Source organism: Nocardia sp. NPDC046763 (genome assembly GCF_040645495.1).
GTDB lineage: Bacteria > Actinomycetota > Actinomycetes > Mycobacteriales > Mycobacteriaceae > Nocardia.
Window position 1 is genome coordinate 88,283 of sequence record NZ_JBEYYI010000014.1, and the last position, 20,721, is coordinate 109,003.

Below are 20,721 nucleotides of genomic sequence, written 5' to 3' on the forward strand. Positions count from 1 at the left end.
GATCACTCGGAATCGTTGCCGTGCACCGATTTTCGAATCTGTTCCAGACGTTCCCGCGCGGCCTTCGCCCGCGCATCCCACTGTTCCTCGACGCTACGGCCCACTGGTGTCTGCCGATCGAGTTCGCCCATCCCCTGCGATGTCCCGTAGCGCTGCTCGACCTTATCGCGAACTGACTCGAAAGTAGGGACGCCGCCGGAGGTATACCCGCCGATCGACGGACCTGTTGGGATACCCGCAGGCGGTACCGGTATCCCGGTGACCACGGGACCCACTCCCACCTGCCCGGATGCGGGGACCGTCCCAGACTGCGGATAGCCTTCCACCGGCAGCGTGTCCGGAGTCACATCGATGACATCCGGCGCATGACCCAGGGTGGCCGCCAGTGACTGCGCCACCGCGTGCAGCGCGGCCAGCCCGGCCTTGCCGTCGGTGGCGGCCTCGACCACCGCCGCGAGTTCGGCGTCCGGCAGCTGCGCCAACAACGCCACGAGTTCCTTGGCATCGCTCATGGTTCCAGGCTACGCAGCGCGGGGACCGCGGGGGCCTTGCACAGTGCGCCGGAATCGGAACATTGCGCGGAATTCGGGGACGGCGTACGGTGAGGGCGTCGCAATCCCGTGGATGCAGGTCGACGCCGAGTCCCTCCCACGCGATTTCTTCCCTCCCCGAGCCGGTTATCCGGTGGCGCTGTAGCTCTCAGACGGAGCTGCACCGCCACTCGCGAGCCACTCGGATTCACCGGCGGTCGTCTACCGCCTTCGGCCGCATCCGGCCACACCAATCACTCACTCCCGGTGCACAAGTCACCCGATCCCCTCAAGGAGAACTCTCATGACCACCATCGATCCCACCCCGCGGGTTGCCCACACCGACGCGACCCCGGCTCTCGAACACATCGAAACCCTCACGCCCGCAACGGGAATCCTGGATATCCATGGCCAGAGCGGTGTGCTGCGCCGCAGCGGATACCTGCCCGGCCCCGACGACATCCACGTGCCCACCCGTTTGATCCGGAGCCACGGCCTGCGCCGCGGCGATGCCCTCGCCGGCCTGGCACAGTCGAATATCAAGAACGGCAAGCTCGCCCCCCTGGTGCGGGTCGACACCGTGAACGACCTCCCGGTCGCCGAGATCTCCCCGCGACCGCACTTCCAGGACCTGACCCCCATCCATCCCAATGAGCGGCTGCGACTCGAAACCGGGCCGCACCAGCTCACCACCCGCGTCACCGACCTCATGATGCCGATCGGCAAGGGTCAGCGCGCCTTGATCGTGGCGCCGCCCAAGGCGGGCAAAACCTCTGTGCTGCAGGCGATCGCACACGGCATCGCCGCCAACCACCCGGAGGCGCACCTGATGCTGGTGCTGGTCGGCGAACGCCCCGAGGAGGTCACCGACCTCTCGCGCGGGGTACCCGCCGAGGTGATCGCCGCGACCTTCGACCACTCCCCGGCCGAACAGACCGCCCTTGCCGAACTGGCCGTCGAGCGCGCCCAACGGCTCGCCGAACAGGGCCGGGACGTCGTCGTCCTGCTCGACTCCCTGACCCGGCTCGCCCGCGCCTACAATATGACCGGATCCGCCTCGGGCCGAATCCTTTCCGGCGGTGTGGATTCCATGGCATTGACGCCGCCGAAGCGGTTCCTGGGCGCGGCCCGCAATATCGAACACGGCGGATCGCTGACCATCATCGCCACCGCACTCGTCGAAACCGGTTCACTCGCCGACACCGTCATCTTCGAGGAGTACAAGAGCACCGGCAATGCCGAGCTCAAACTCGACCGCGGACTGGCGAGCCGCCACGTCTTCCCGGCCGTGGACATCGCCAAGTCCAGCACCCGCCGCGACGAACTGCTGTTCGCCCCCGACGAGCGGCTGGCCGTGGACAGACTCCGCCGCACCCTGGCCGAGCTGGACGATCAGCGCGCCCTCGACCTGCTCCTCGACGGACTGCGCAAGACCGGCAGCAATGCCGAATTCCTCGCCAATATCATCCGGAAGTGAGGCGCTTGGGCGGCAGCACCCCGGCCGCCCAGGTCGCCACCGTCTCCGCCCAGCCCGGGAATCCGATGAGGTCGTTGTGCATGCCGCCCGGATAGATCACCAGCTCTTTGGGCTCGGGCGCGGCGGCGTGGAGGTCGCGGCCCATCCGTACGGGCAGGAGTTCGTCCGTGTCGCCGTGCATGATCATGACCGGGCAGGTCAGGGTGCGAATCCGCGGCAGGCTGGGATAGGCGTCGGGCACGAACAGCTTCGGCAGGAACGGATATACCGCGACCGCCGCGTCCCGCATGCCTGTGAAGGTCGACATGAGCAGCAGTGCGGCGGGCGGAAAGGCATTCGCGAGCTCGAGCATCACGCCGCCGCCGAGCGACTTTCCCAGATACACCAACCGGTTGGCGTCTACTCCCGGTTGCGCGAGCAATGCCTCCCGCGCCGCCCGCACATCCAGATAAGTCCCGCGCTCATTCGCCTGGCCGGTGCTGCGCCCATACCCGCGATAGTCGAAGACCATCACATCGAACCCGACCGCCGCGAGCATGGCCAGCATCGGCGACCGATCCCCGATATTCCCGCCGTTCCCGTGCGCGAACAAGATGTGCCCCAGCGGTTCCCCGACCGCCCGCACGAACCAGGCATCGATGGTCTCGCCATCCGTCGTGCGCAGCGACAGCTCCTCGTAGGCGATGCCATACATCTCCGGAGTCGCCAGAATCCGCCGATCGCCCGGCTGATAGCTGAGCGCATTGAGGATGGGGGTCGCCGGATGCCACATGGTTCTTTCTTACCTCCCCGCCTCCCCGCCCGCCGAGAGACCTCACCCGCATTGCCCGATTCGACATATTCGCCACCTTCGATTCGGACATCGAATTCGAACCGGACGGTTCCGTCGGTGTCTCGAGATATGTTGCGGCACATGACATTCGACGTACACCTGATCCAGACGGACACCCTCGCCGGTCCGGAATCCCCGGACGACGTGGTCATCCGGTCCGACCTGCTGCCGCCCCGCACGCACGGTTCCATAACCGCGGCATCGTGGACCGGAAGATCTGGGATGGCCTGCGCATTCCGGTCCGCACGGCCGCCAGAGACCGCTGCGAGATCTGCGGCGACCAGGTGATCCGCAACGGCCGCATCGGACGCCCCGACTGCCACGAGGAGTGGGTCTTCGAGTTCCGCGCCGACCAGCCCGTCCAGCGCCTGCAACGCCTGACCGTCCGCTGCCCCGGCTGCCACCAGGTCCAGCATTCCGGCCGCGCCCGGGTAAAGGGCTTTGGAGTACGGATCTCGACCTGTCGGCACTCCACGGCCGACTGATCGTCCACGGCTATCCGGGCCTGCATATAGCCGCCGCCGACCGAGCCGCGCTCGGCAATTCCTTCTTCGGACTCCCACCGCGCAGGACGGCCCATCTCGCGCGAGCCGATTTGCCTGGAACATACGCGATTCTGAAAAGCATTGCATCACAATGCAATTCATCTTCTGTTGTGATCATGCGCGCGGTAGAATTAGCACATGGATTCGAAGGGGGAAACACTCGACACGTGCGGCATCGCCGAATTGGCAGCCGCCGTCGAGACCCTGTCGAATTCCGTCCTGCACGGCAACCTGAACCCGTTCTCCGATGGTGATGTCGTGGAGTTGATGCAGCGCCTGGAAACCTGCAAACGTCAACTGTCGGCGCTGGATTCACGTTTGATCATCGAGGCCTGTAATCGTTCGCTGCCCGAAGGCAGTGGGGCGAAGGATGTGGTGCCGTTCCTGCGGCAGACGTTGGGGTTGTCGAAATACGACGCGTCGGTGCGGGTGAAGATCACCCGTCAGTGCGGAGAGTTCTTCGAACCCTCCGGTCACCTGCGCCCGGCCACGTTCGTCGAGACCGCCGAAGCCTTTACGGCAGGCGACATCTCGCGCGATCACGTCCGCAACATCATCGATGTCATGAACCACCTGCCCACCGACATCCCCGCCGAGACCCGCGCGGAGGCCGAAGACATCCTCGTCGGCCACTCCCGCATCGGGTGGCCCGATGACCTGCCCAAGATCGGCCGCGACATCCTCGCCCGCATCGACCCCGACGGCAAGGTCGTCTCCGACGCCGACCGCCGACGCCGCCGGGGGCTGATCCTGGGCCGCCCCGGAGTGGATGGGATGTCGTGGATCGAGGGCTGGATCACTCCTGAGCTGCGGGCCCTGCTCGATGCCGTCTTCGCCAAGCTCGCTCGCCCGGGCATGTGCAACATCGACGACATCGACAGCGTTGCCCCTACGGTCAAGGTCGTCGACTCGAAGGCCCTCGAAGCCGCCGCACGCCGTGACCGTCGCGACGCCGGTCAACGCACCCACGACGCACTGTTCGCGCTGCTGCAGCCGGGTGTCGACCCCGCCAAGCTGGGATCGCACCGTGGTCTGCCGGTTCAGGCCATCCTGACCATGAACCTCGCCGACCTCGAGCGTGGAGCCGGGGTCGCGACCACCGCCTCCGGTGGCCACGTCAGCATCAACGAGGCGTTGAAAATGGCTGAGGGCACCCGCCCGGTCCTCGCGGTCCTCGACTCAGACGGGCTGCCGCTGTACCTGGGTCGCTGCGAACGACTGGCCACCCCCGCCCAACGCCTGGCATTGATCGCCCGCGACAAAGGCTGCACCCGCCCCGGCTGCGATGCACCCGCCTCGATGTGCGCGGTACACCACATCACCGATTGGGGCAAAGGCGGACCCACCGACCTGACCAATCTGACCTTGGTGTGCGATCGCTGCCACGCGCTGGTCAACGACAGTGCAGAGGGTTGGAAAACCCTTGTCATGGGCAAAGATTCCCCGTATCGGGGACGTACGGGTTGGATTGCCCCGAAACGTCTCGACCCCACGGGCACCCCGCGCGTGAACGACAGACATCACGTGGGGCAGCGGGTCGCCGCTGCGATCGAATCGAGTTGCCTGAGGTGGGGTTCACGGGCCGCATGAAACCTCGGCTGCGCATGTTCCTGCTGGCGTGCGCAGGGCACGGGGAGGTGTGGTTACGTCGCCTGCCCTACCGGACTTGGGCTGACGCCAGGTTGAGAGCCGCCACCCACCGATCCCGGCCCACGGACGGCACGGATCACCTTCTCGAGACAAAAGACTTCAGCGCTCCTTCCCCAAGCCGGGCACCGCGACCGCATCGCTGCCGGCAACCTCCCGCCGACCCATCATGCGGATGCCCCAGCCCCCGTGATCCAAGCGAATACCTCCTGCAGCGACATCCACATGCAGGTTCAAAGGTGAGCGGGCCGGTATCCGAAGGCGCGGCCCCAAGCCCGGCCCCCTCCCTTCTCCAGGATGCTCCTATAGATGTCAAGCACCTTGCGGGAGCGGGGTTTTGGTGGTGTTCGGCGTGGTGAGGGTGTGGTAGATCTCGCGGCTGACGTAGCGTTTGGGGCAGCGGATGATGTCTCTTTTGGCCAGGCCCTGGGCGGTGCGGCGTTCGACGTAGGCGCGGGTGGGCTGGTGGTGGCGCAGACGGACGATGACGATGCGGTAGAGGGCGGCGTTGGCTTTGCGGTCGCCACCGCGGTTGAGGCGGTGGCGGTCGGTGCGGCCGGAGGAGGCCGGGATCGGTGCGGTGCCGGTGAGTTTGGCGAACGCGGCTTCGGAGCGGATGCGCCCTGGGTTGTCCCCGGCGGTGACCAGTAGTTGCCCGGCAGTGTCGGGTCCGACCCCGGGTAGTTCGAGCAGCGCCGGATTGATCTGTGTGACAAGTGTTTTGATCAGTGCGTCGAGGCAGGAACAGGAAGCACTCAACATCCAGGGGCAGCTACTGGAAGATCTGAGTCCGGAGTGGAACAACCGCCGCAATCACTCGGAACAACGCGATCACTACCGGTGACGTTGGGAAGGGGCGGCTCATACCGGGAAATGACAACGGAGGCCCCCTTTTTCGGGAACCTCCGTTGTCTTGCTGCTTCAGGTCAGGCGCGGATGACCGCTCCCACCGCTGCGGAGGCGGCGGCCACTGCGGCATCGCGGGCGGCGCTGGCCTCGTCCTCGGTGAGGGTGCGGTCGATGGCGCGGAAGCGCAGCGCGTAGGTCAGGGACTTGCGGCCCTCACCGGCCTGCGCGCCCTCGTAGACATCGAAGAGCGAGATGTTTTCGAGCAGCTCGCCCGCGCCGGTGCGGAGGGCGTCCTCCACGGCGGCCGCGGACACGGCCTTGTCGACGCTGACCGACACGTCCTGCAGCACCGCGGGGAACGCGGAAACCACGGGGGTGGGCCGGATTTCGCGCAGCGGCAGCGCGTCGAGGTCGAGTTCCACAGCGCAGGTGCGTGGGGGCAGGCCCGAGCGCTCCAGGACAGCGGGGTGCAGTTCACCAGCATGGCCGACAACGACCCCGTCGACGACGAGCTCGGCGCAACGGCCCGGGTGCCACGGAAGGTATTGCGCGGCCCGACGTTCGATCACCAGGTCCGAAGCGTCGGCGATCGCGTCCACCAGGGCGAAGGCGTCGCTCGCCTCGACCGCACGACCCGCACCCCACGGGCCACGCGGCTCGCGGCGGCCGGTGAGCACGGCACCGATGTGGATCGGCTGCTCCGGCAGCGACCGCAGCAGCGCGCCGATCTCGTCCTCGGTGGGACGGCGGTCGACGGGCAGCGGGCCCACCGGCACGGTCTGCTCGGTCGGCAGGGTGACCTGGCCGATGCCGTAGATGGCGAGGTCCCGCTCCCCGCGGGAGATATTGCGGGCGGCGATCTCCAGCAGCCCGGGCAGCAGCGTGGAGGACAGCTCGGCGCGCTCGACATCGAGCGGGTTGAGCACGCGCAGCGTCTTGCGGCGCGAGTCATCCGCGTCCAGGCCCCAGGTGTCGAAGACGCCGCCGGGCATGAAGACCGGTGCGGGCACCTCGACGCAGCCCTCGAATGCCAGCGCCTTGCTCACCGCGCGGCGGCGGCGCTGCTGGGCGGTGAGGCCGCGGCCGGCGGGGGCGGTCGGCAGCACCGACGGGATCTTGTCCAGACCCTCCAGGCGCAGCACCTCCTCCACCAGGTCGGCGGGCTGGGTGAGGTCGGGCCGCCAGCTCGGCGGTGTGACGACCAGCTGCCCGTGCCCGGACTCACTGACGCCGACCTCGATGGCGCAGCCCACCTGCTGCAAGCGGCGAGTGGCGGCGCCGGGCGCGTAGTGCACGCCCGCGGTGCGGTCGGCCAGGTCGATGTCCATGGCGATCGGCTGCCGGGCCGGGGTGGGCGCTCGCACGTCGGTCAGCACGGATTCGACTGTGCCACCGGCGATCTCGGCCAGCAGCGTGGCGGCGCGATCCAGGGCGGCCACGTTGACCTCGGGGTCCACGATCCGCTCGAACCGGCGGCTGGCCTCGGAACCGAGCTTGTGGCGGCGCGCGGTGCGGGCCACGGCCACGGGGTTCCAGGTAGCGGCCTCGAGCAGGATGTCGGTGGAGGTGCCGGATACCTCGGTGCTCGCGCCGCCCATGATGCCGGCGAGCGAGATGACGCCGCTGTCGTCGGCGATCACCACGTCCTCGGCGTCGAGGGTGCGCTCGGCCTCGTCGAGGGTGCGCAGGGTTTCGCCCTTGTGCGCGCGGCGCACCACGAAACCACCCTGCACCTTCGCGGCGTCGAAGGCGTGCAGCGGCTGCCCCAACTCGAGCATCACGTAGTTGGTGACGTCGACCGCCGGCGAGATCGGGCGCACGCCCGACAGCAGCAGGCGACGCTGCAGCCACCACGGACTCACGGCCTTCGGATCGATCCCGGTCACCCGGCGCACCGTGAAGCGCGTGCACAGCGACTCGGGCTCGAGCTTCACCGACCAGGCCTCGGCCTCGTCGTCCGGCAGCAGCCGCACGGCCGGGTCGCCGTATTCCAGGTCGAAGCCGCAGGCCAGTTCACGCGCCAAGCCGCGCGCCGAGAAAGCGTAGCCGCGGTCGGGGGTGATGGCCAGCTCGATGACCGTATCGTCCAGGCCCAGCAGCTCATTGGCGTCCGCACCGGGCTCGGCGGTGCCGGGCTCGAGCACCAGGATGCCGCTGTGGTCCTTCCCGATCCCCAGTTCGGCGACCGAGCAGATCATGCCATTGCTGGTGTGGCCGTAGGTCTTCCGCGACGCGATCTGGAAGCCACCGGGCAGCACGCCACCGGGCAGCACCACGACCACCAGGTCGCCAACGGCAAAATTCCGTGCACCGCAGACGATCTCCTGCAGCTCGGGATTGCCGACGTCGACCTTGCAGAAGCGGATCGGCTTCTTGAACTCGGTCAGCTCGGTGATCTCGGCGACCCGTCCGACCACCAGCGGGTGCTCGATGTCACCCTGCACCTGGTGCAGTTGGTCGACCTCTTCGACCTCCAGACCGACCCGGACGAACCCCGCGTCGAGCTCCTCTGGCGTCACCGACCACCCGGGGGTGGTCCGCTGCAGGATTTCCGTCAGCCAGGACTGCGCTACTCGCACTTGACGTTTCGCTTCCTCGTATCGGGGTCAGGTCAGGACTGGATGCCGAACGGCAGCGTGAAGCGCACATCGCCCTCGACGATGTCGCGCATGTCCGGCAGGCCGTTGCGGAACTGCAGGGTCCGCTCCAGACCCATGCCGAACGCGAAACCGCTGTACACCTCGGGATCGATGCCGCTGGCGATGAGCACCTTCGGGTTCACCATGCCGCAGCCGCCCCACTCGACCCAGCCGGGGCCGCCCTTCTTGTCCTCGAACCACACGTCCACCTCGGCGGACGGCTCGGTGAAGGGGAAGAAGCTGGGCCGCATGCGCGTGGTGGTGTTCGGACCGAACAGGGCCCGCGCGAAGGAGTCCAGGGTGCCCTTGAGGTGGGCCATGGTCAGGCCCTTGTCGATGGCCAGACCCTCGATCTGCGAGAACACCGGGGTGTGGGTGGCGTCCAGCTCGTCGGTGCGGAAGGTCCGCCCCGGGCAGACCACGTAGATCGGCAGCTCACGAGACAGCATGGAGCGCACCTGAACCGGCGAGGTGTGCGTGCGCAGCACCTGCCGCGAACCCTCCGGCGCGATGTGGAAGGTGTCCTGCATGGTGCGGGCCGGGTGGTCCGGCAGGAAGTTGAGGGCGTCGAAGTTGAAGTGCTCGGTCTCGACCTCGGGACCCTCGGCGACCTCCCAGCCCATGGCCACGAACACGTCCGCGACCCGCTCGGACAGCACCGAGATCGGGTGCCGCGCGCCCTCGGCGTGCCGACGGGCGGGCAGGGTGACGTCGATTGTCTCGGCGACCAGGACCGCCGCGTCACGCTCGGCGAGCAGCTCGGCCTGGCGGGTCTCGTACGCCTGCGACACGCGGCCGCGCGCGACATTGACGCGCTTGCCGGCGTCGGCCTTCTCCTCCTTGGGCAGCGTGCCCAGGGACCGCTGCGCCAGCGAGATCGGCGACTTGCCACCCATGTACTCGGTCTTGGCGACAGCCAGCTCGTCCAGGGTCGAGGCCGAGGCGAACGCCTTCTCAGCAGCTTCCGCGGCAGCGGAGAGCGACTCCTCGCTCAACGCAGCGGTCTGCTCGGCACTGTTGTCATCGGCCACGATGGTTCGTCACTCCCCAGGCTGGTTACGGGTCGGGCGGAAACTCTTTGTCAGCATCGGTACTGCGTACCCATTGTTGCTGGTCGCATCGTAATCCTTGTAATCAGGCCGCCTCACCCGGATTTTCCCAGCTCGCGGACCCCTTGCTGGCGTGGTGCACCCAGCTCGGCACGCAGCTCGGCGATTTCGGCCCGCAACGACCGCACCTCGCCGATCAACTCGTCGAGTTCGCGGTCGGCCCGTTCGACGCCCTCGTCCACCGTGCGCAGCCGGTCGATGACCCAACTGGTGACGGTACCGATGGCGAAGGAGATCAAGCCGATCCCGACGGTCATCAGCACCACCGCGATCAGCCTGCCCTCGACCGTCACCGGGTAGAAGTCCCCGTAACCGACCGTGGTGACCGACACCACCGACCACCACGCCGCCTCACCGAGACTGTGGATATTGCTCCCCGGGGCATCCCGTTCGGCGTCGAACACGGCGACGCTGCACAGCAATACGAGCAGCATCGAACTCACCCCGACGAACATCGTCAGCCGCACCCGCGCCTGGAACCGGGTGTGCCGGTCGACCGCGTCGATGATCAGCAGGGCCGCACGCAGCAGTCGCAGCGGGCGCAGCGGCGGCACCAGCACGATCGACAGGTCCAGCCAGTTGTTGCGCAGAAACCGCCTTCGATCGGTCGAAATGCGCAGGCGGAACAGGAAATCGACGGAGAACAGCAGCCAGATCGCGATATCGACCCGGGTCAGCCAGGCATCCAGCGACGGGGTGCGGCCGTGGTCGAGCACCTGCCACACATAGGAGACCAGAAAGGCGACGGCCAGGACAGTGAAGGGCACGGTGGTCGCCCGCTCCCAGAGCACACGCCGACTCGGGTGGCGGACGAACATCACGACCGCGGTATCGGTCTCGGGCATGGGCTGACCATCTCGTGTCGGATCGACTGGACGTCGATGAAAGGCAGCATCGACACACAGCAGGATCGCATTGGCGCCCGGGCCCGGGCACGGCGGGCAGCGGTGGTACCAATGAATTCGTGAAGTCCCGGCCGCTGACCCTCATCGACGACACCGACACCCTCATCGAGTACTCGGCGGCAATGGACCGCATGCAGGAGATGTGGGAGGAGCGCGTCGCCGACCAGCGCCCCGACACCCTGTGGCTGCTGAGCCACGAACCCATCTTCACCGCCGGGGCCCGGACCCCCGAGACCCACTTCCCCGCCCCCGAGACCGATATCCCGGTCCTCCTGACCCGCCGGGGCGGCCAGCTCACATATCACGGGCCCGGCCAGCTCGTGGGCTATCTCATCGTCAGACTGCAACCCGGCGAAGGCGTCGTCGACCTCATTCGCGACGTGGAACACCGAATCGTCACGGCCCTCGCCGAGCTCGGCATTCCCGCCGAACGCCGGGACACCCCGCCGGGTTCCGAACTCCTGACCGGCGTCTGGACCCGCGATACCGGCCGCAAGATCACCTCCATCGGCATGCGCGTCGGCCGCAACGTCTCCACGCACGGCTTCGCTCTCAACGTCATCGGTGACCTCACCCCCTGGAAGCTCGCGGTCGCCTGCGGTATGCCCGATGTCGACATGACCTCCGTCGAGCGGGAACTCCCCGGGCAACAGCCGCCGACGATGGACCGGGTGGTCGCCACCATCGCCACCGCCTTCGAGGCCGCCGCCGCTCCGAGCCCGACGCCATAACCGGGCACCGCGACGCGGTGGATCTCCCCTGAATGCGTTGCGCCCCTTCCGGACCGGTCCGGAAGGGGCGCAAGGCGGTTCGTGCCGGCGTTACTCTGGCGCACCGGTTGCCAGAGACGCCGTTCGAGGGGCGGATCGGATCGTCGACACCGATCCGAGAGCGGCGAACAAGGCCACGCCGATGTAGACCAGTTGCTCGGGAATGCGGAACCACAGCGGTGTGGCCGCGTGACCATCGAAGGGGATGTTGTCCACTGCCGCATGGATGTTCGCGGGGAGCAGCAGGACGAACATCAGGGCCAGGGCCAGACCCGCGAGGCGGCGGACCGGGACGAGGATCAGGCCGAGGGCGCCCAGGTATTCCAGGACGCCGGTGGCGTAGACGGTGAAATCGGGGAACGGAACGAAGGACGGGACCATGGCGACCAGGTCGCTGTGGTGGGGCATGACCGTCACGGAGTCGGGGACGAAGTGGGCGGTGCCGGTCATGACGAGCATGAAGGCGAGGCCGTGGGCGGCGGACGCCTGCCACGTGGCGAAGCGGGCGACGCCCAGCGCGCCCAGGAGGCGGAGGATCAGAGTGGGGATGGACAGCAGGAGCAGGGTCTCGTACATGAGGCACCTCCGTGGGGACGAACCCGGTCAGTGAGCGAAAGCCGTTGTACCGGTGGATGATTCGGCGATCACCTGCCGAGTGGGCAGCAGCAACGCAACCAGCGCGCCGACCGCGACGATGGCCGCGCCCACCTTGATCGCGGGAATGAGGCCGTCCACGTACTCCTGCGGGCTCAGATACGAGCCGTGCGAGGCGAACACCGACGCCAGCACCGCGACACCCATGGCAACACCCACCTCACGGATGGTGTTGTTGGCGCCGGAGGCCATGCCCCGATCGGCCGGGGCGGCGCTGGCCATGACGGCGGTGGCGGTGGGCGCGAAGGTCAGGCCCATGCCGATGCCGCCCAGCACGAAGGGCAGGACGAAAGAACCGTAGGCGACGTCGACGGTCGCGATCAGAGCCATCCACAGCAGCGCCGCCGACAGGAACACCTGACCGATGGCGATCAGCGGCCGCACACCCACCCGATCGACGATCAGCCCGGCGAGCGGAGCCACCACCATCGGGGCCATGGTCCACGGCAGCGTCCGGATTCCGGACTGCAGCGGCGTGTAGCCCTGGACCACCTGGAAATACTGGGCGAGCAGGAAGATCGAGCCGAAGACGCCGAGGGAGAAGGTGAAGAGCACGGTATTGACCGCGGTGAAGCTGCGCGAACGGAACAGCCGCAGCGGCAGCATGGGATCGGCCGAGCGGTTCTCCCACAGCACGAACGCCGCCAGCAGTGCCGCGCCGCCGATCAGTCCGGTCAGCACCTTGGCCGAGGTCCACCCGTCGTCCGCGCCGTGGATCACGCCCCAGACCACCGCCAGCACGCCACCCGCCGAGAGCAGCAGCCCGATCGGGTCCAATTTCCGTGCGCCGCCGAAGGATTCGTTCAGGATACGGGCGGCGAGCGGAGCGGCGACGATGCCGATCGGAACGTTGATCCAGAAGATCCACTGCCAGCTGAGTCCGTCGACGACCGCGCCGCCGACCACGGGTCCGAGCGCCACGCCGAGCCCGGAGATGCCGCCCCAGATGCCGATGGCCGCGCTGCGCATCCTCTCCGGTACCGCCGCCGACAGCAGTGTCAGCGACAGCGGCATCACCGCCGCCCCGCCGAAGCCCTGCACCGCCCGTGAGGCGATGAGCATCCACGGCTCGGTGGCCAGCGCGCACGCCGCCGAGGCCGCCGTGAACAGCGCGATGCCCATGACGAACATCCGCCGGCGGCCGATCCGGTCACCGAGCGCGGCGGCGGTGAGCAGCAGCGACGCGAAGGACAGCGTGTAGGCGTTCACGAACCACTGCAGGTCGGTGAGCGACGCGTGCAGTTCGGTGCGGATGACCGGCAGCGCGTTGGTGACCACGAGATTGTCCAGCGTGACCATGAACATCGGGATGCCCACGGCCGCCAGGATCGCGCCCAGCGGCCGACGCCGGGCGGCATCGACGACCTCGTCGGTGAGGGTTGAGGTTTCCAGTGTTTCAGCCATGACCAATCCTTGTTGTTATCGACTGATAACTAGAGAGTATGCATCGACTGATAACATGTCAATGGGACGCTGGATTCCCGATGAGGAGGAGGCTCGACAGTCATGACCAGGACCCGGATGACGGCCGGCGAACGCAGCGAAGAGGTACTCGGGGCGGCCATCTCCGCCTTCGCCGAATCCGGTTACGCGGGAACCAAAACCGACGAGATCGCCCGCCGCGCCGGAGTCTCGCAGCCGTATGTCATCCGCCTGTTCGGCACCAAGCAGCAGCTGTTCCTGGCCGTCCTGGAACGAGTCTGCGACCGTATCGAAGAGCTGTTCCGTGCCGGGGCCGCACAGGCCCCCGACGACGCCACGCCCAAGGATCGCCTGGATGCCATGGGTGACCGCTTCGGCGACTTCCTGCTGGAAGGCGACCTGCCGCGGGTCTTCCTGCAGGGCATCGCCGCGGCCGCGGACCCGGCCATCGGGGACGCCATTCGCACCCGCTTCGGCGATATCTATCTACTGGCCCACGAGGTCACCGGCGCATCGATCAGCGAGGTGCGCCGATTCATGGCCGCCGGCATGCTGCTGACCAATATGACCGCCATGCAGGTCACCGGCCCTGATCCGGTACCCGCGTCCTGGGCCGAGGAGATCCTCGAGAACCTCGGTACCGAGGGCATCTGACCCTCGGCATCCGGATCACTTCGCGTGCTGGACCCGCGCGCTCGCGTAGAGGCAAATGGCCGCCGCGGCAGCGAGATTCAGGCTCTCGGCGCGGCCGTGGATGGGAATGCGGACCCGGTGGGTGGCGCGGGCGGCGATGGCCTTGTCCAGGCCGTGCGCCTCGTTGCCGAACAGCCAGGCGACGGGGCCGCGCAGGATCTCGTCGGCATCGTCAAGATCGACCTCACCCTTGGCGGTGGTCGCCAGCACGGCGATCCCGGCGTGTTCGAGGGCATCGAGGGCGGTATCGATATCGCGGGAGCGGGCCACGGGAACGTGGAAAAGACTTCCGGCGCAGGCGCGCACGCATTTGCCGTTGTGCGGATCGACCGAATCACCGGCCAGCACAACGCCATCCGCGCCGACCGCGTCGGCGACCCGGATCAGGGTGCCGGCATTGCCGGGGTCGGCGATCTCGACCGGGACGGCCAGCATGCGCGGGGACGCGTCGATGATCTCCGGCAGCGGCACATCCACCTGGCGGCACACCGCGATCAGGCCGGGCGGAGTCACGGTCTCCCCCAGCATCTCCGCGGCACGGTCACTGACCAGCGTGGTCCGCACCCGTTGTGCGGCGGCGCCGGCCACCAGCTCGTGTTCGCGTTCGGCGGCCTTGGAGGAGTAGAACAGCTCCTCGATCCGCCCGGCGTCCAGTGCGGCCTCCACCGAATTCGCGCCCTCGGCCAGGAACAGGCCGGTCTTGCGGCGCACCGGCGCGCGATGGAGCTTGACCGCAGAAACGACCCGCGGGTTGTGCTCGGAGAGCACGTCCACGGGTCGTTTCGAGTGTTGTGTCGTCACGCAGGCCGAATCAGGCGGCCGGGGCGTTGACGTCGGCGGGCAGCGCGGCCTTGGCGGCGGCCACCAGCTGGGCGAACGCCTCGGCGTCGGACACCGCGAGCTCGGCCAGGATCTTGCGGTCCACCTCGATGCCGGCGGCCTTCAGGCCCTGCATGAAGCGGTTGTAGGTCATGTCGTTCAGACGCGCGGCGGCGTTGATACGAGTGATCCACAGCTGACGGAAGTCACCCTTCCGCGCCCGGCGGTCCCGGTAGGCGTAGGTGAGCGAGTGCAGCTGCTGTTCCTTGGCCTTGCGGTACAGGCGCGACCGCTGGCCACGGTAGCCCTTGGAGGCCTCGAGAACGGAACGGCGCTTCTTCTGAGCGTTGACGGCCCTTTTGACGCGTGCCACTTGTCAGTCCTTGATCGAATTAGGGGCGCTGAGTCCTTCGCGTGGACCCGGTGAGTGCGCCCGAGGTTGGTCGGTGATGCGTTCCGCGAACGGATCGCGAGCGGCTGGCTCAGCCGAATTACTTGGCGAGCAGCTTCTTGACGCGAGCGGCGTCCGCCTTCGCGACGACCTCCACGCCGTCCAGACGACGAGTCCGGGTGGACGGCTTGTGCTCGAGCAGGTGGCGACGGTTCGCCTGCTGACGCAGCAGCTTGCCGCTGCCCGACACCTTGAATCGCTTCGAGGCGCCACTGTGGCTCTTCATCTTCGGCATGGATTCCTCAATCTGTCGTGCCGGTGGCGCGCGTCAGCACGCCACCGGAGCTTCTCGTTATTACTGCTGCGGGGTGGCCGGTTCGGCAGCCGGAGCTGCGGTCTCGGCCGGGGCCGGAGCCGGGGCCTCGGCCTGGACCGTGCCGCCCTGGGCCGCGGACTGCTGGGCCTTCACCCGCGTCTTCGCACCCTTGTGGGGCGCGAGGACCATGGTCATGTTCCGGCCGTCCTGCTTGGCCGAAGTTTCGACGAAACCGAGGTCGGCGACGTCGGCGGCCAGTCGCTGCAAGAGCCGGAAGCCGAGTTCCGGACGCGACTGCTCGCGACCACGGAACATGATGGTGACCTTGACCTTCGACCCGGCCTCGAGGAAGCGCATCACGTGGCCGCGCTTGGTGGCGTAGTCGTGGTCATCGATCTTCGGCCGGAGCTTCTGCTCCTTGATCACGGTCTGAACCTGGTTCTTCCGGGACTCACGCGCCTTCTGCGCGGTCTCGTACTTGAACTTGCCGTAGTCCATGATCTTGCACACCGGCGGGCGTGCATCCGGCGCGACCTCGACCAGGTCGAGGTCAGCTTCCTGAGCGACGCGTAGTGCATCTTCAACACGCACGATCCCAACCTGCTCGCCACCCGGTCCGATGAGTCGGACCTCGGGAACGCGGATGCGATCGTTGATGCGGGTCTCAGTGCTGATGGGGCCTCCTAGGTCAAGCGGTTCGTCAACGACCGCAAGCAATAACTGCAACCCCAATTCCAACACGAAAGCCCCGTGTTGGTATTTCACCACCACGGGGCCCGAGTCGACCGATCCGCGACGCAAACAGCTCGCATCGCACCGCACGCAGGAAAAACCCACACGCAGAACCCATCAGGCAAATGATGGGCGACCGGACCGCCTGATCTGACCGGAAAGGCCGATCGACGGTGGGAGTCGGGCTCCACTTGATGCCCCGAGTCGGTTGCAGGAACCAGTCCGGGACGGTCGTCGCGGAAGAGTCTAACACTCATAGCGGTGAGCTCCGAATCGGCGGGCCCCGCGACCAGCACCGACCCGCACGATGGGATGCTCTACCGCATGAGCGAGGCAATCACGAGCGACGAATCGGCCCTCATCGACGGCGAGGTGGTCCGCGAACTGGCCGAGATCCCTGCCGTCGAGGTCATCAGCCGCGCCGCCGTCATGCTGATGAGCTCCGCCGCCGAGAAGCTCGGCCTCGGCGAAGCCGATCCTGCCACCAGCCCCCACCTCGACCTCGACGAGGCCCGCCGCGTCATCACCGCCCTCGCCGGCCTGATCACCGCTTCCGTCGAATACCTCGGCCCGCACGCCGGCCCCCTCCGCGAAGGCCTCCAATCCCTCCAGCGCGCCTTCCGCGAATCCTCCGCCTACCCCGACGCCCCCGGCGCCGGCCCGGGCGAGAAGTACACCGGCCCGGTGTACTGAATCAACCGCTCGGCCGATTTCGCGGCCGATCCACCCCCGCCCACTCATTGGCCTGCGGCCGTAGGTCGAGAACCTGGGCCGACCGCGCCCCAGCGGTGGAAATCGCTTGCAGCTGAGCCGCTCAGGGGTGGGGTGCGATTCCGGCGAGGAGGGTCGCGACTACGGCGTCCACGTCGACTTCGGCGTGCCGGGCGCCGGGGAGCATTGCGGTGAGGACGGTGTCGTGACAGATGCCGACGAGGAGGGCGGTTGCGGCGGCGGTGTCGGCGTCCGAAGCGAGGCGGGACAGGTCACGTTCGGCGCTGAGGTAGCGGGCCAGTAGTTCGCGCCAATCATCATTGTGGGCTTTGGATTCGACGTAGCGGGCCAGTACGGCCGGACTGGACAGCAGGCCGGTGAAGACCGGGAGAACCGCGCGGTGCAGGGTAAGGCCGGCGTGCAGGTACAGCGCCAGGTTCTCCTCGACGGTCGCGGTACCGGGGGTGGGCAGGGGGCCCAGGTCGGCGTGGGCGGCGGCGACGTGGGCGCCGACGGCTGCGGCCAGCAGGGCGTCCTTGTCGGGGAAGTGGTTGTAGAGGACGCCGTCGGCGACACCGGCCGCGCGGGCGATGGCGCGGACGGTGAGGCCGGCTGCACCCTGGCCGGCGAGGAGGCGCTGGGCGGTGGTGACGAGGTGGTCGCGGAGGTTGCGGTCGTCGTCGGTGCCGCGCAGCACCGCTGCCTTTCTCGGGGACATGGGTTCTTACGGTAGCGGGCGGGTCGCGGTGACCAGGTAGGCCGCATTGCGGAGCCGGACGCCGTCCGGGGTGACGAAGGGGCTCAGGGCGGTCGAGATGGCCGTGCGGACTGCGCTGTCGGTGGTGAAACCGGACAGCGAGCGGTGGTAGCGCAGCGGGCCCCAGTCGATGATGAAGTCGGTGGCGTCGTCCAGGTCGCGACCCCAGAGACCGTCGGCCTCATGGTGTTCGACGTCGATGTCGCGGAAACCGGCGGCGGTCAACAGGTCTCGGATGGCGTCGGGGTCGGCCAGCGGACCGTTGGTGTGCGCGATCTCGAAGTCGGTGAGATGCTGTGCGGCCGCACCGAATACGACCCCGAGGTCGGTGCCGGGCATGGGCGGCATGGTGGCGAAGGCGAGGCGACCGCCGGGGTGCAGAGCCCGGGCGATATTGGTGAAGGCGGCCACCGGGTCGGCGAAGAACATGATGCCGAAGCGGCTCAAGGCAGCGTCGAAAGTGTTGTCGGGGAAGGGGAATACCTGGGCGTCGCCTTGTTCGAAGGTGACGTTGTGGACAGCCTCGGCGGTGGCGAGGGTGCGAGCCCGGGTGAGCATCGGGCCGGAGAGGTCGATGCCGGTGGCGGATCCGGCACCGGTGCGGCGGGCGGCGGCGCGGGTCAATTGGCCGTTGCCGCAACCGATGTCGAGAACCTGATCACCGGTGGATACGCGGGCGGCGGTCAGCAGGGGCTCATTGAAGCCGTGGTTCACCGCGTCGTAGCGGTCGTGGTTGCCGGCCCAGTGTTCGCCCTCGTAGCCGTTCCAGGCATCAGACTGGGCGGTATTGACAATTTCGGTCACAATAGACTCCTTAATGAACAATGGTTCATGAACGTACGTTCATAATGCGCTCAGCCCTCCACTCGGGTCAAGAGGCCCCGGGAGACATGGGGTTTCGGCTGTCGGTGGGCTGTGCAATCCTCAGGACATGGCACGGATACTGCTGGTTCCCGGCTTCTGGCTGGGCGCATGGGCGTGGGAGGAAGTGGCCGAGCAGTTGCGGTCACTCGGGGACGAGGTCGAGGCGCTGACCCTGCCGGGTCTGGATCCGGCAGATCCACAGCGGTTGTCGGCGACCCTGGAGACACAGGCGCGCGCGATCGTCGCGGCCGGCCGCGAGGGCGATGTGCTGGTGGCCCATTCGGGCGCCGGTGCGGTCGCGTACATGGCGACAGATCTGGCGCCGGAACTGTTTTCGCGCGTCGTCTACGCCGACAGCGCGCCCATGCCGGAGGGGTTCGTCCTCAACCCGGCCCTCCGGGACGCGGCGGAGTTTCCGCTACCGGACACCTGGGCCGAGGTGGAGGCCATGGGGAACAGCCTGGCCGGATTGGACGAGGCGACGCTGGCGCGCTTCCGGGAGCGGGCGGTGCCGGTCCCGGCCGGCGTGGCGGGCCACCCGGTAACGCTCGGCGATTCGGCTGCGCGACTGAAGGTTCCGACCACCGTGATCTGCTGCAGCTTCCCCTCGGAGCTGGTCCAGCAGCTACGCGACGCCGGGGAGCCGCCGCTGTTCCGGGAGCTGCGGAACATCGACGCGGAGTACGTGGACCTGCCGACCGGGCACTGGCCGATGTGGTCGAAACCGGAGGAACTCGCCGAGTTGATCCATGAGACCGCACAGCACTGATTCCCCTGAAATCTCAACGACCAGCTGAAATTTCAGCGATCAATTGGCTAATATCCAGCGACAGAATTGCCGCAAATAGTCGGTCGCTCGGCTTGCTGTCAGCTCAGCGAAGCCGTTAACACTCGCCACCACGTGGGAAATAATGAGTTGCAGGGTAATCGCCTGCGCGGCTCGATGATCTAAAGCTTTGGCGTCACGCGGGTGGTGCTGGTTGGATGCCGGAGTATCGCCTCGTTCGACACGGACGCGGGCGAAGTCCTGCATACTACGACGGGCAGCGGCAAGGCTGTCCTCACATCGAGATCGAACGGAATCTTCGGGGGTTGTACATGAATGAACTGATGTCCCAAGCCAAAGGTGGACGCCGCATCCGGCGCAGCGTCCTTCCGATCATGATCGCCGCCGCCGCGACCGCCGCGCTGGTGTCGGGCTGCTCCTCGTCCTCCAGCTCGGACAGCAAGGCCACCACCTCGCAGGCGGCCCCGCCGTCGCAGCTGCCCGACGGCGCGCAGATCGTCGCCGAATCCGCCAAGACCACCCAGACCCTGCAGTCGGTGCACGTGGTCATGGATGTCCAGAACCTTCCCACCCTCCCGGTCGAGAGCCTCGAGGCCGACGTCACCAACCAGCCGCAGGGCCAGGGCCAGGCCATCGGTCAGGCCAAGGTCAAGGTCAAGCCGGACGCCGACTTCACCGACACCAAGTTCATGGTCGTCGACAAGACCCTCTACACCGGCGACGGCAGCAAGTACTCCCCGGTCGGCCCCGCCGAGAAGATCTACGATCCGGGCGTTCTCCTGGACAAGGACAAGGGCCTCGCCAATGTCATTGCGCAGGTGAAGAACGCGAAGGCCGAAGGCCGCGAGAAGATCGACGGCGTCGACACCGTGAAGGTGAGCGGCACCATCGACGCCTCGGTGTTCGACCCGGTCGTGCCGCAGATCGGCAAGGACGGCGGCACCTTCCCCATCACCCTGTACATCAAGGACGTCGCTCCGCCGAGCGGCGCCGGCACCACGCTGCCGTCCACGGCCGCCTCGCCGGGCACCGGCCCCAACCTGGTGCGCGCCGTGGTGACCAAGGACGCGGGCACCGTCACGGTTACCCTGTCCAACTGGGCGAAGCCGGTCCACGTCACCAAGCCCGGCAGCTGATCGCGCGCATCACTGTCGTGTGAGTTCGGAGCCGGTTCGGGGAAAAAGCAACGGCGGCAACGGCTGTCGTCCGCCCACCCCGGACCGGCTTTCGCATTTCGGCACACAGTCCGATATGCCATTGCCCACAATGAAT

23 protein-coding genes are annotated in these 20,721 nt (G+C 67.6%); 8 read left to right on the forward strand and 15 right to left on the reverse strand.

What is annotated here, in order from left to right; all coding sequences use genetic code 11:
- Positions 1–2 precede the first annotated feature (2 nt).
- Positions 3–512, reverse strand: a complete 510-nt coding sequence (locus tag ABZ909_RS23025; RefSeq protein ID WP_357002866.1) for a hypothetical protein — start codon at positions 510–512, stop codon at positions 3–5.
- A 322-nt stretch (positions 513–834) separates the two neighbouring features.
- Between ABZ909_RS23025 and rho the strand changes: the two genes are divergently transcribed.
- A complete protein-coding gene (rho, locus tag ABZ909_RS23030; RefSeq protein ID WP_357002868.1) occupies positions 835–2,007 on the forward strand; it encodes a transcription termination factor Rho in 1,173 nt (390 codons plus the stop codon).
- Here the strand turns inward: rho and ABZ909_RS23035 are convergent.
- Entirely contained in the window at positions 1,994–2,779 is a 786-nt protein-coding gene (locus ABZ909_RS23035) for an alpha/beta hydrolase (RefSeq protein ID WP_357002870.1), read from the reverse strand. The two genes, rho and ABZ909_RS23035, sit on opposite strands and share 14 nt — an antisense overlap.
- Positions 2,780–3,042: 263 nt before the next feature.
- Here ABZ909_RS23035 and ABZ909_RS23040 point away from each other — a divergent pair, with 263 nt between their 5' ends.
- Together ABZ909_RS23040 and ABZ909_RS23045 are read left to right on the forward strand one after the other, a co-directional pair.
- Positions 3,043–3,324 (forward strand): hypothetical protein, encoded by a 282-nt coding sequence (locus ABZ909_RS23040; RefSeq protein ID WP_357002872.1) that lies wholly within the window; start codon positions 3,043–3,045, stop codon positions 3,322–3,324.
- 198 nt (positions 3,325–3,522) lie between these two features.
- Positions 3,523–4,974 (forward strand): DUF222 domain-containing protein, encoded by a 1,452-nt coding sequence (locus tag ABZ909_RS23045; RefSeq protein WP_357002874.1) that lies wholly within the window; start codon positions 3,523–3,525, stop codon positions 4,972–4,974.
- Positions 4,975–5,343: 369 nt separating this feature from the next.
- Here the strand turns inward: ABZ909_RS23045 and ABZ909_RS23050 are convergent, their stop codons facing one another.
- The 4 genes from ABZ909_RS23050 to ABZ909_RS23065 form a co-directional block, all read right to left on the reverse strand.
- The gene (locus ABZ909_RS23050; protein WP_357002876.1) at positions 5,344–5,793 is read right to left on the reverse strand and encodes an IS110 family transposase; all 450 of its coding nucleotides are present in this window, start codon (positions 5,791–5,793) and stop codon (positions 5,344–5,346) included.
- Positions 5,794–5,957: 164 nt separating this feature from the next.
- A complete protein-coding gene (gene pheT, locus ABZ909_RS23055; protein WP_357002878.1) occupies positions 5,958–8,459 on the reverse strand; it encodes a phenylalanine--tRNA ligase subunit beta in 2,502 nt (833 codons plus the stop codon).
- A 32-nt stretch (positions 8,460–8,491) separates the two neighbouring features.
- On the reverse strand, positions 8,492–9,550 hold the full coding sequence (pheS, locus tag ABZ909_RS23060; RefSeq protein WP_357002880.1) for a phenylalanine--tRNA ligase subunit alpha: 1,059 nt from the start codon (positions 9,548–9,550) through the stop codon (positions 8,492–8,494).
- Positions 9,551–9,663: 113 nt separating this feature from the next.
- Positions 9,664–10,473, reverse strand: a complete 810-nt coding sequence (locus tag ABZ909_RS23065; RefSeq protein ID WP_357002882.1) for an ion channel — start codon at positions 10,471–10,473, stop codon at positions 9,664–9,666.
- 119 nt (positions 10,474–10,592) lie between these two features.
- On the opposite strand from ABZ909_RS23065, the gene lipB reads away from it, so the two are divergent.
- Complete coding sequence (gene lipB, locus ABZ909_RS23070) at positions 10,593–11,264, forward strand: lipoyl(octanoyl) transferase LipB (protein ID WP_357002884.1); 672 nt, start codon at positions 10,593–10,595, stop codon at positions 11,262–11,264.
- Between the two features lie 90 nt (positions 11,265–11,354).
- Here lipB and ABZ909_RS23075 read toward each other — a convergent pair whose 3' ends face one another.
- Together ABZ909_RS23075 and ABZ909_RS23080 are read right to left on the reverse strand one after the other, a co-directional pair.
- Positions 11,355–11,879 (reverse strand): hypothetical protein, encoded by a 525-nt coding sequence (locus ABZ909_RS23075; protein ID WP_357002886.1) that lies wholly within the window; start codon positions 11,877–11,879, stop codon positions 11,355–11,357.
- Positions 11,880–11,906: 27 nt separating this feature from the next.
- The gene (locus tag ABZ909_RS23080; RefSeq protein ID WP_357002888.1) at positions 11,907–13,361 is read right to left on the reverse strand and encodes an MFS transporter; all 1,455 of its coding nucleotides are present in this window, start codon (positions 13,359–13,361) and stop codon (positions 11,907–11,909) included.
- Between the two features lie 102 nt (positions 13,362–13,463).
- On the opposite strand from ABZ909_RS23080, the gene ABZ909_RS23085 reads away from it, so the two are divergent.
- A complete protein-coding gene (locus ABZ909_RS23085) occupies positions 13,464–14,033 on the forward strand; it encodes a TetR/AcrR family transcriptional regulator (protein ID WP_357002890.1) in 570 nt (189 codons plus the stop codon).
- A gap of 15 nt (positions 14,034–14,048) precedes the next feature.
- On the opposite strand, the gene ABZ909_RS23090 is transcribed toward ABZ909_RS23085, so the two are convergent.
- The 4 genes from ABZ909_RS23090 to infC all read right to left on the reverse strand — a co-directional run bounded on the left by ABZ909_RS23090 (position 14,049) and on the right by infC (position 16,324).
- Entirely contained in the window at positions 14,049–14,846 is a 798-nt protein-coding gene (locus ABZ909_RS23090; RefSeq protein ID WP_357002893.1) for an RNA methyltransferase, read from the reverse strand.
- 37 nt (positions 14,847–14,883) lie between these two features.
- Positions 14,884–15,264: a 50S ribosomal protein L20 gene (gene rplT / locus ABZ909_RS23095; protein WP_040807291.1), complete on the reverse strand. Its 381-nt coding sequence runs from the start codon at positions 15,262–15,264 to the stop codon at positions 14,884–14,886.
- Positions 15,265–15,382: 118 nt separating this feature from the next.
- Entirely contained in the window at positions 15,383–15,577 is a 195-nt protein-coding gene (rpmI, locus tag ABZ909_RS23100) for a 50S ribosomal protein L35 (RefSeq protein WP_357002895.1), read from the reverse strand.
- A gap of 60 nt (positions 15,578–15,637) precedes the next feature.
- Positions 15,638–16,324: a translation initiation factor IF-3 gene (gene infC / locus ABZ909_RS23105; protein ID WP_357003081.1), complete on the reverse strand. Its 687-nt coding sequence runs from the start codon at positions 16,322–16,324 to the stop codon at positions 15,638–15,640.
- A 330-nt stretch (positions 16,325–16,654) separates the two neighbouring features.
- Here infC and ABZ909_RS23110 point away from each other — a divergent pair, with 330 nt between their 5' ends.
- A complete protein-coding gene (locus ABZ909_RS23110) occupies positions 16,655–17,023 on the forward strand; it encodes a DUF1844 domain-containing protein (protein ID WP_357003083.1) in 369 nt (122 codons plus the stop codon).
- A gap of 121 nt (positions 17,024–17,144) precedes the next feature.
- Here ABZ909_RS23110 and ABZ909_RS23115 read toward each other — a convergent pair whose 3' ends face one another.
- Positions 17,145–17,759 carry a TetR/AcrR family transcriptional regulator gene (locus ABZ909_RS23115; protein ID WP_357002897.1) on the reverse strand — a complete coding sequence of 205 codons (615 nt, stop codon included), beginning with the start codon at positions 17,757–17,759 and terminating at the stop codon, positions 17,145–17,147.
- A 6-nt stretch (positions 17,760–17,765) separates the two neighbouring features.
- Positions 17,766–18,602 (reverse strand): methyltransferase domain-containing protein, encoded by an 837-nt coding sequence (locus ABZ909_RS23120; protein WP_357002899.1) that lies wholly within the window; start codon positions 18,600–18,602, stop codon positions 17,766–17,768.
- Positions 18,603–18,729: 127 nt separating this feature from the next.
- On the opposite strand from ABZ909_RS23120, the gene ABZ909_RS23125 reads away from it, so the two are divergent.
- Complete coding sequence (locus ABZ909_RS23125; protein WP_357002901.1) at positions 18,730–19,431, forward strand: alpha/beta hydrolase; 702 nt, start codon at positions 18,730–18,732, stop codon at positions 19,429–19,431.
- A gap of 39 nt (positions 19,432–19,470) precedes the next feature.
- Here ABZ909_RS23125 and ABZ909_RS23130 read toward each other — a convergent pair whose 3' ends face one another.
- Positions 19,471–19,695, reverse strand: coding sequence for a hypothetical protein (locus ABZ909_RS23130; RefSeq protein ID WP_357002903.1), 225 nt, complete (start codon positions 19,693–19,695; stop codon positions 19,471–19,473).
- A 65-nt stretch (positions 19,696–19,760) separates the two neighbouring features.
- Between ABZ909_RS23130 and ABZ909_RS23135 the strand changes: the two genes are divergently transcribed.
- Positions 19,761–20,585, forward strand: coding sequence for an LppX_LprAFG lipoprotein (locus ABZ909_RS23135; RefSeq protein WP_357002905.1), 825 nt, complete (start codon positions 19,761–19,763; stop codon positions 20,583–20,585).
- Positions 20,586–20,721: the final 136 nt, after the last annotated feature.

Bases quoted from the DNA above. Each gene is read 5' to 3' on its own strand.
- rho (WP_357002868.1), top strand. From the start codon at position 835: ATGACCACCATCGATCCCACCCCGCGGGTTGCCCACACCGACGCGACC.
- ABZ909_RS23065 (WP_357002882.1), bottom strand. From the start codon at position 10,473: ATGCCCGAGACCGATACCGCGGTCGTGATGTTCGTCCGCCACCCGAGT.
- ABZ909_RS23125 (WP_357002901.1), top strand. From the start codon at position 18,730: ATGGCACGGATACTGCTGGTTCCCGGCTTCTGGCTGGGCGCATGGGCG.
- ABZ909_RS23050 (WP_357002876.1), bottom strand. From the start codon at position 5,793: ATGTTGAGTGCTTCCTGTTCCTGCCTCGACGCACTGATCAAAACACTT.
- ABZ909_RS23110 (WP_357003083.1), top strand. From the start codon at position 16,655: ATGAGCGAGGCAATCACGAGCGACGAATCGGCCCTCATCGACGGCGAG.
- ABZ909_RS23045 (WP_357002874.1), top strand. From the start codon at position 3,523: ATGGATTCGAAGGGGGAAACACTCGACACGTGCGGCATCGCCGAATTG.
- ABZ909_RS23135 (WP_357002905.1), top strand. From the start codon at position 19,761: ATGAATGAACTGATGTCCCAAGCCAAAGGTGGACGCCGCATCCGGCGC.
- ABZ909_RS23080 (WP_357002888.1), bottom strand. From the start codon at position 13,361: ATGGCTGAAACACTGGAAACCTCAACCCTCACCGACGAGGTCGTCGAT.
- ABZ909_RS23085 (WP_357002890.1), top strand. From the start codon at position 13,464: ATGACCAGGACCCGGATGACGGCCGGCGAACGCAGCGAAGAGGTACTC.
- ABZ909_RS23075 (WP_357002886.1), bottom strand. From the start codon at position 11,879: ATGTACGAGACCCTGCTCCTGCTGTCCATCCCCACTCTGATCCTCCGC.
- ABZ909_RS23130 (WP_357002903.1), bottom strand. From the start codon at position 19,695: ATGCAGGACTTCGCCCGCGTCCGTGTCGAACGAGGCGATACTCCGGCA.
- ABZ909_RS23025 (WP_357002866.1), bottom strand. From the start codon at position 512: ATGAGCGATGCCAAGGAACTCGTGGCGTTGTTGGCGCAGCTGCCGGAC.
- ABZ909_RS23035 (WP_357002870.1), bottom strand. From the start codon at position 2,779: ATGTGGCATCCGGCGACCCCCATCCTCAATGCGCTCAGCTATCAGCCG.
- rpmI (WP_357002895.1), bottom strand. From the start codon at position 15,577: ATGCCGAAGATGAAGAGCCACAGTGGCGCCTCGAAGCGATTCAAGGTG.
- ABZ909_RS23115 (WP_357002897.1), bottom strand. From the start codon at position 17,759: ATGTCCCCGAGAAAGGCAGCGGTGCTGCGCGGCACCGACGACGACCGC.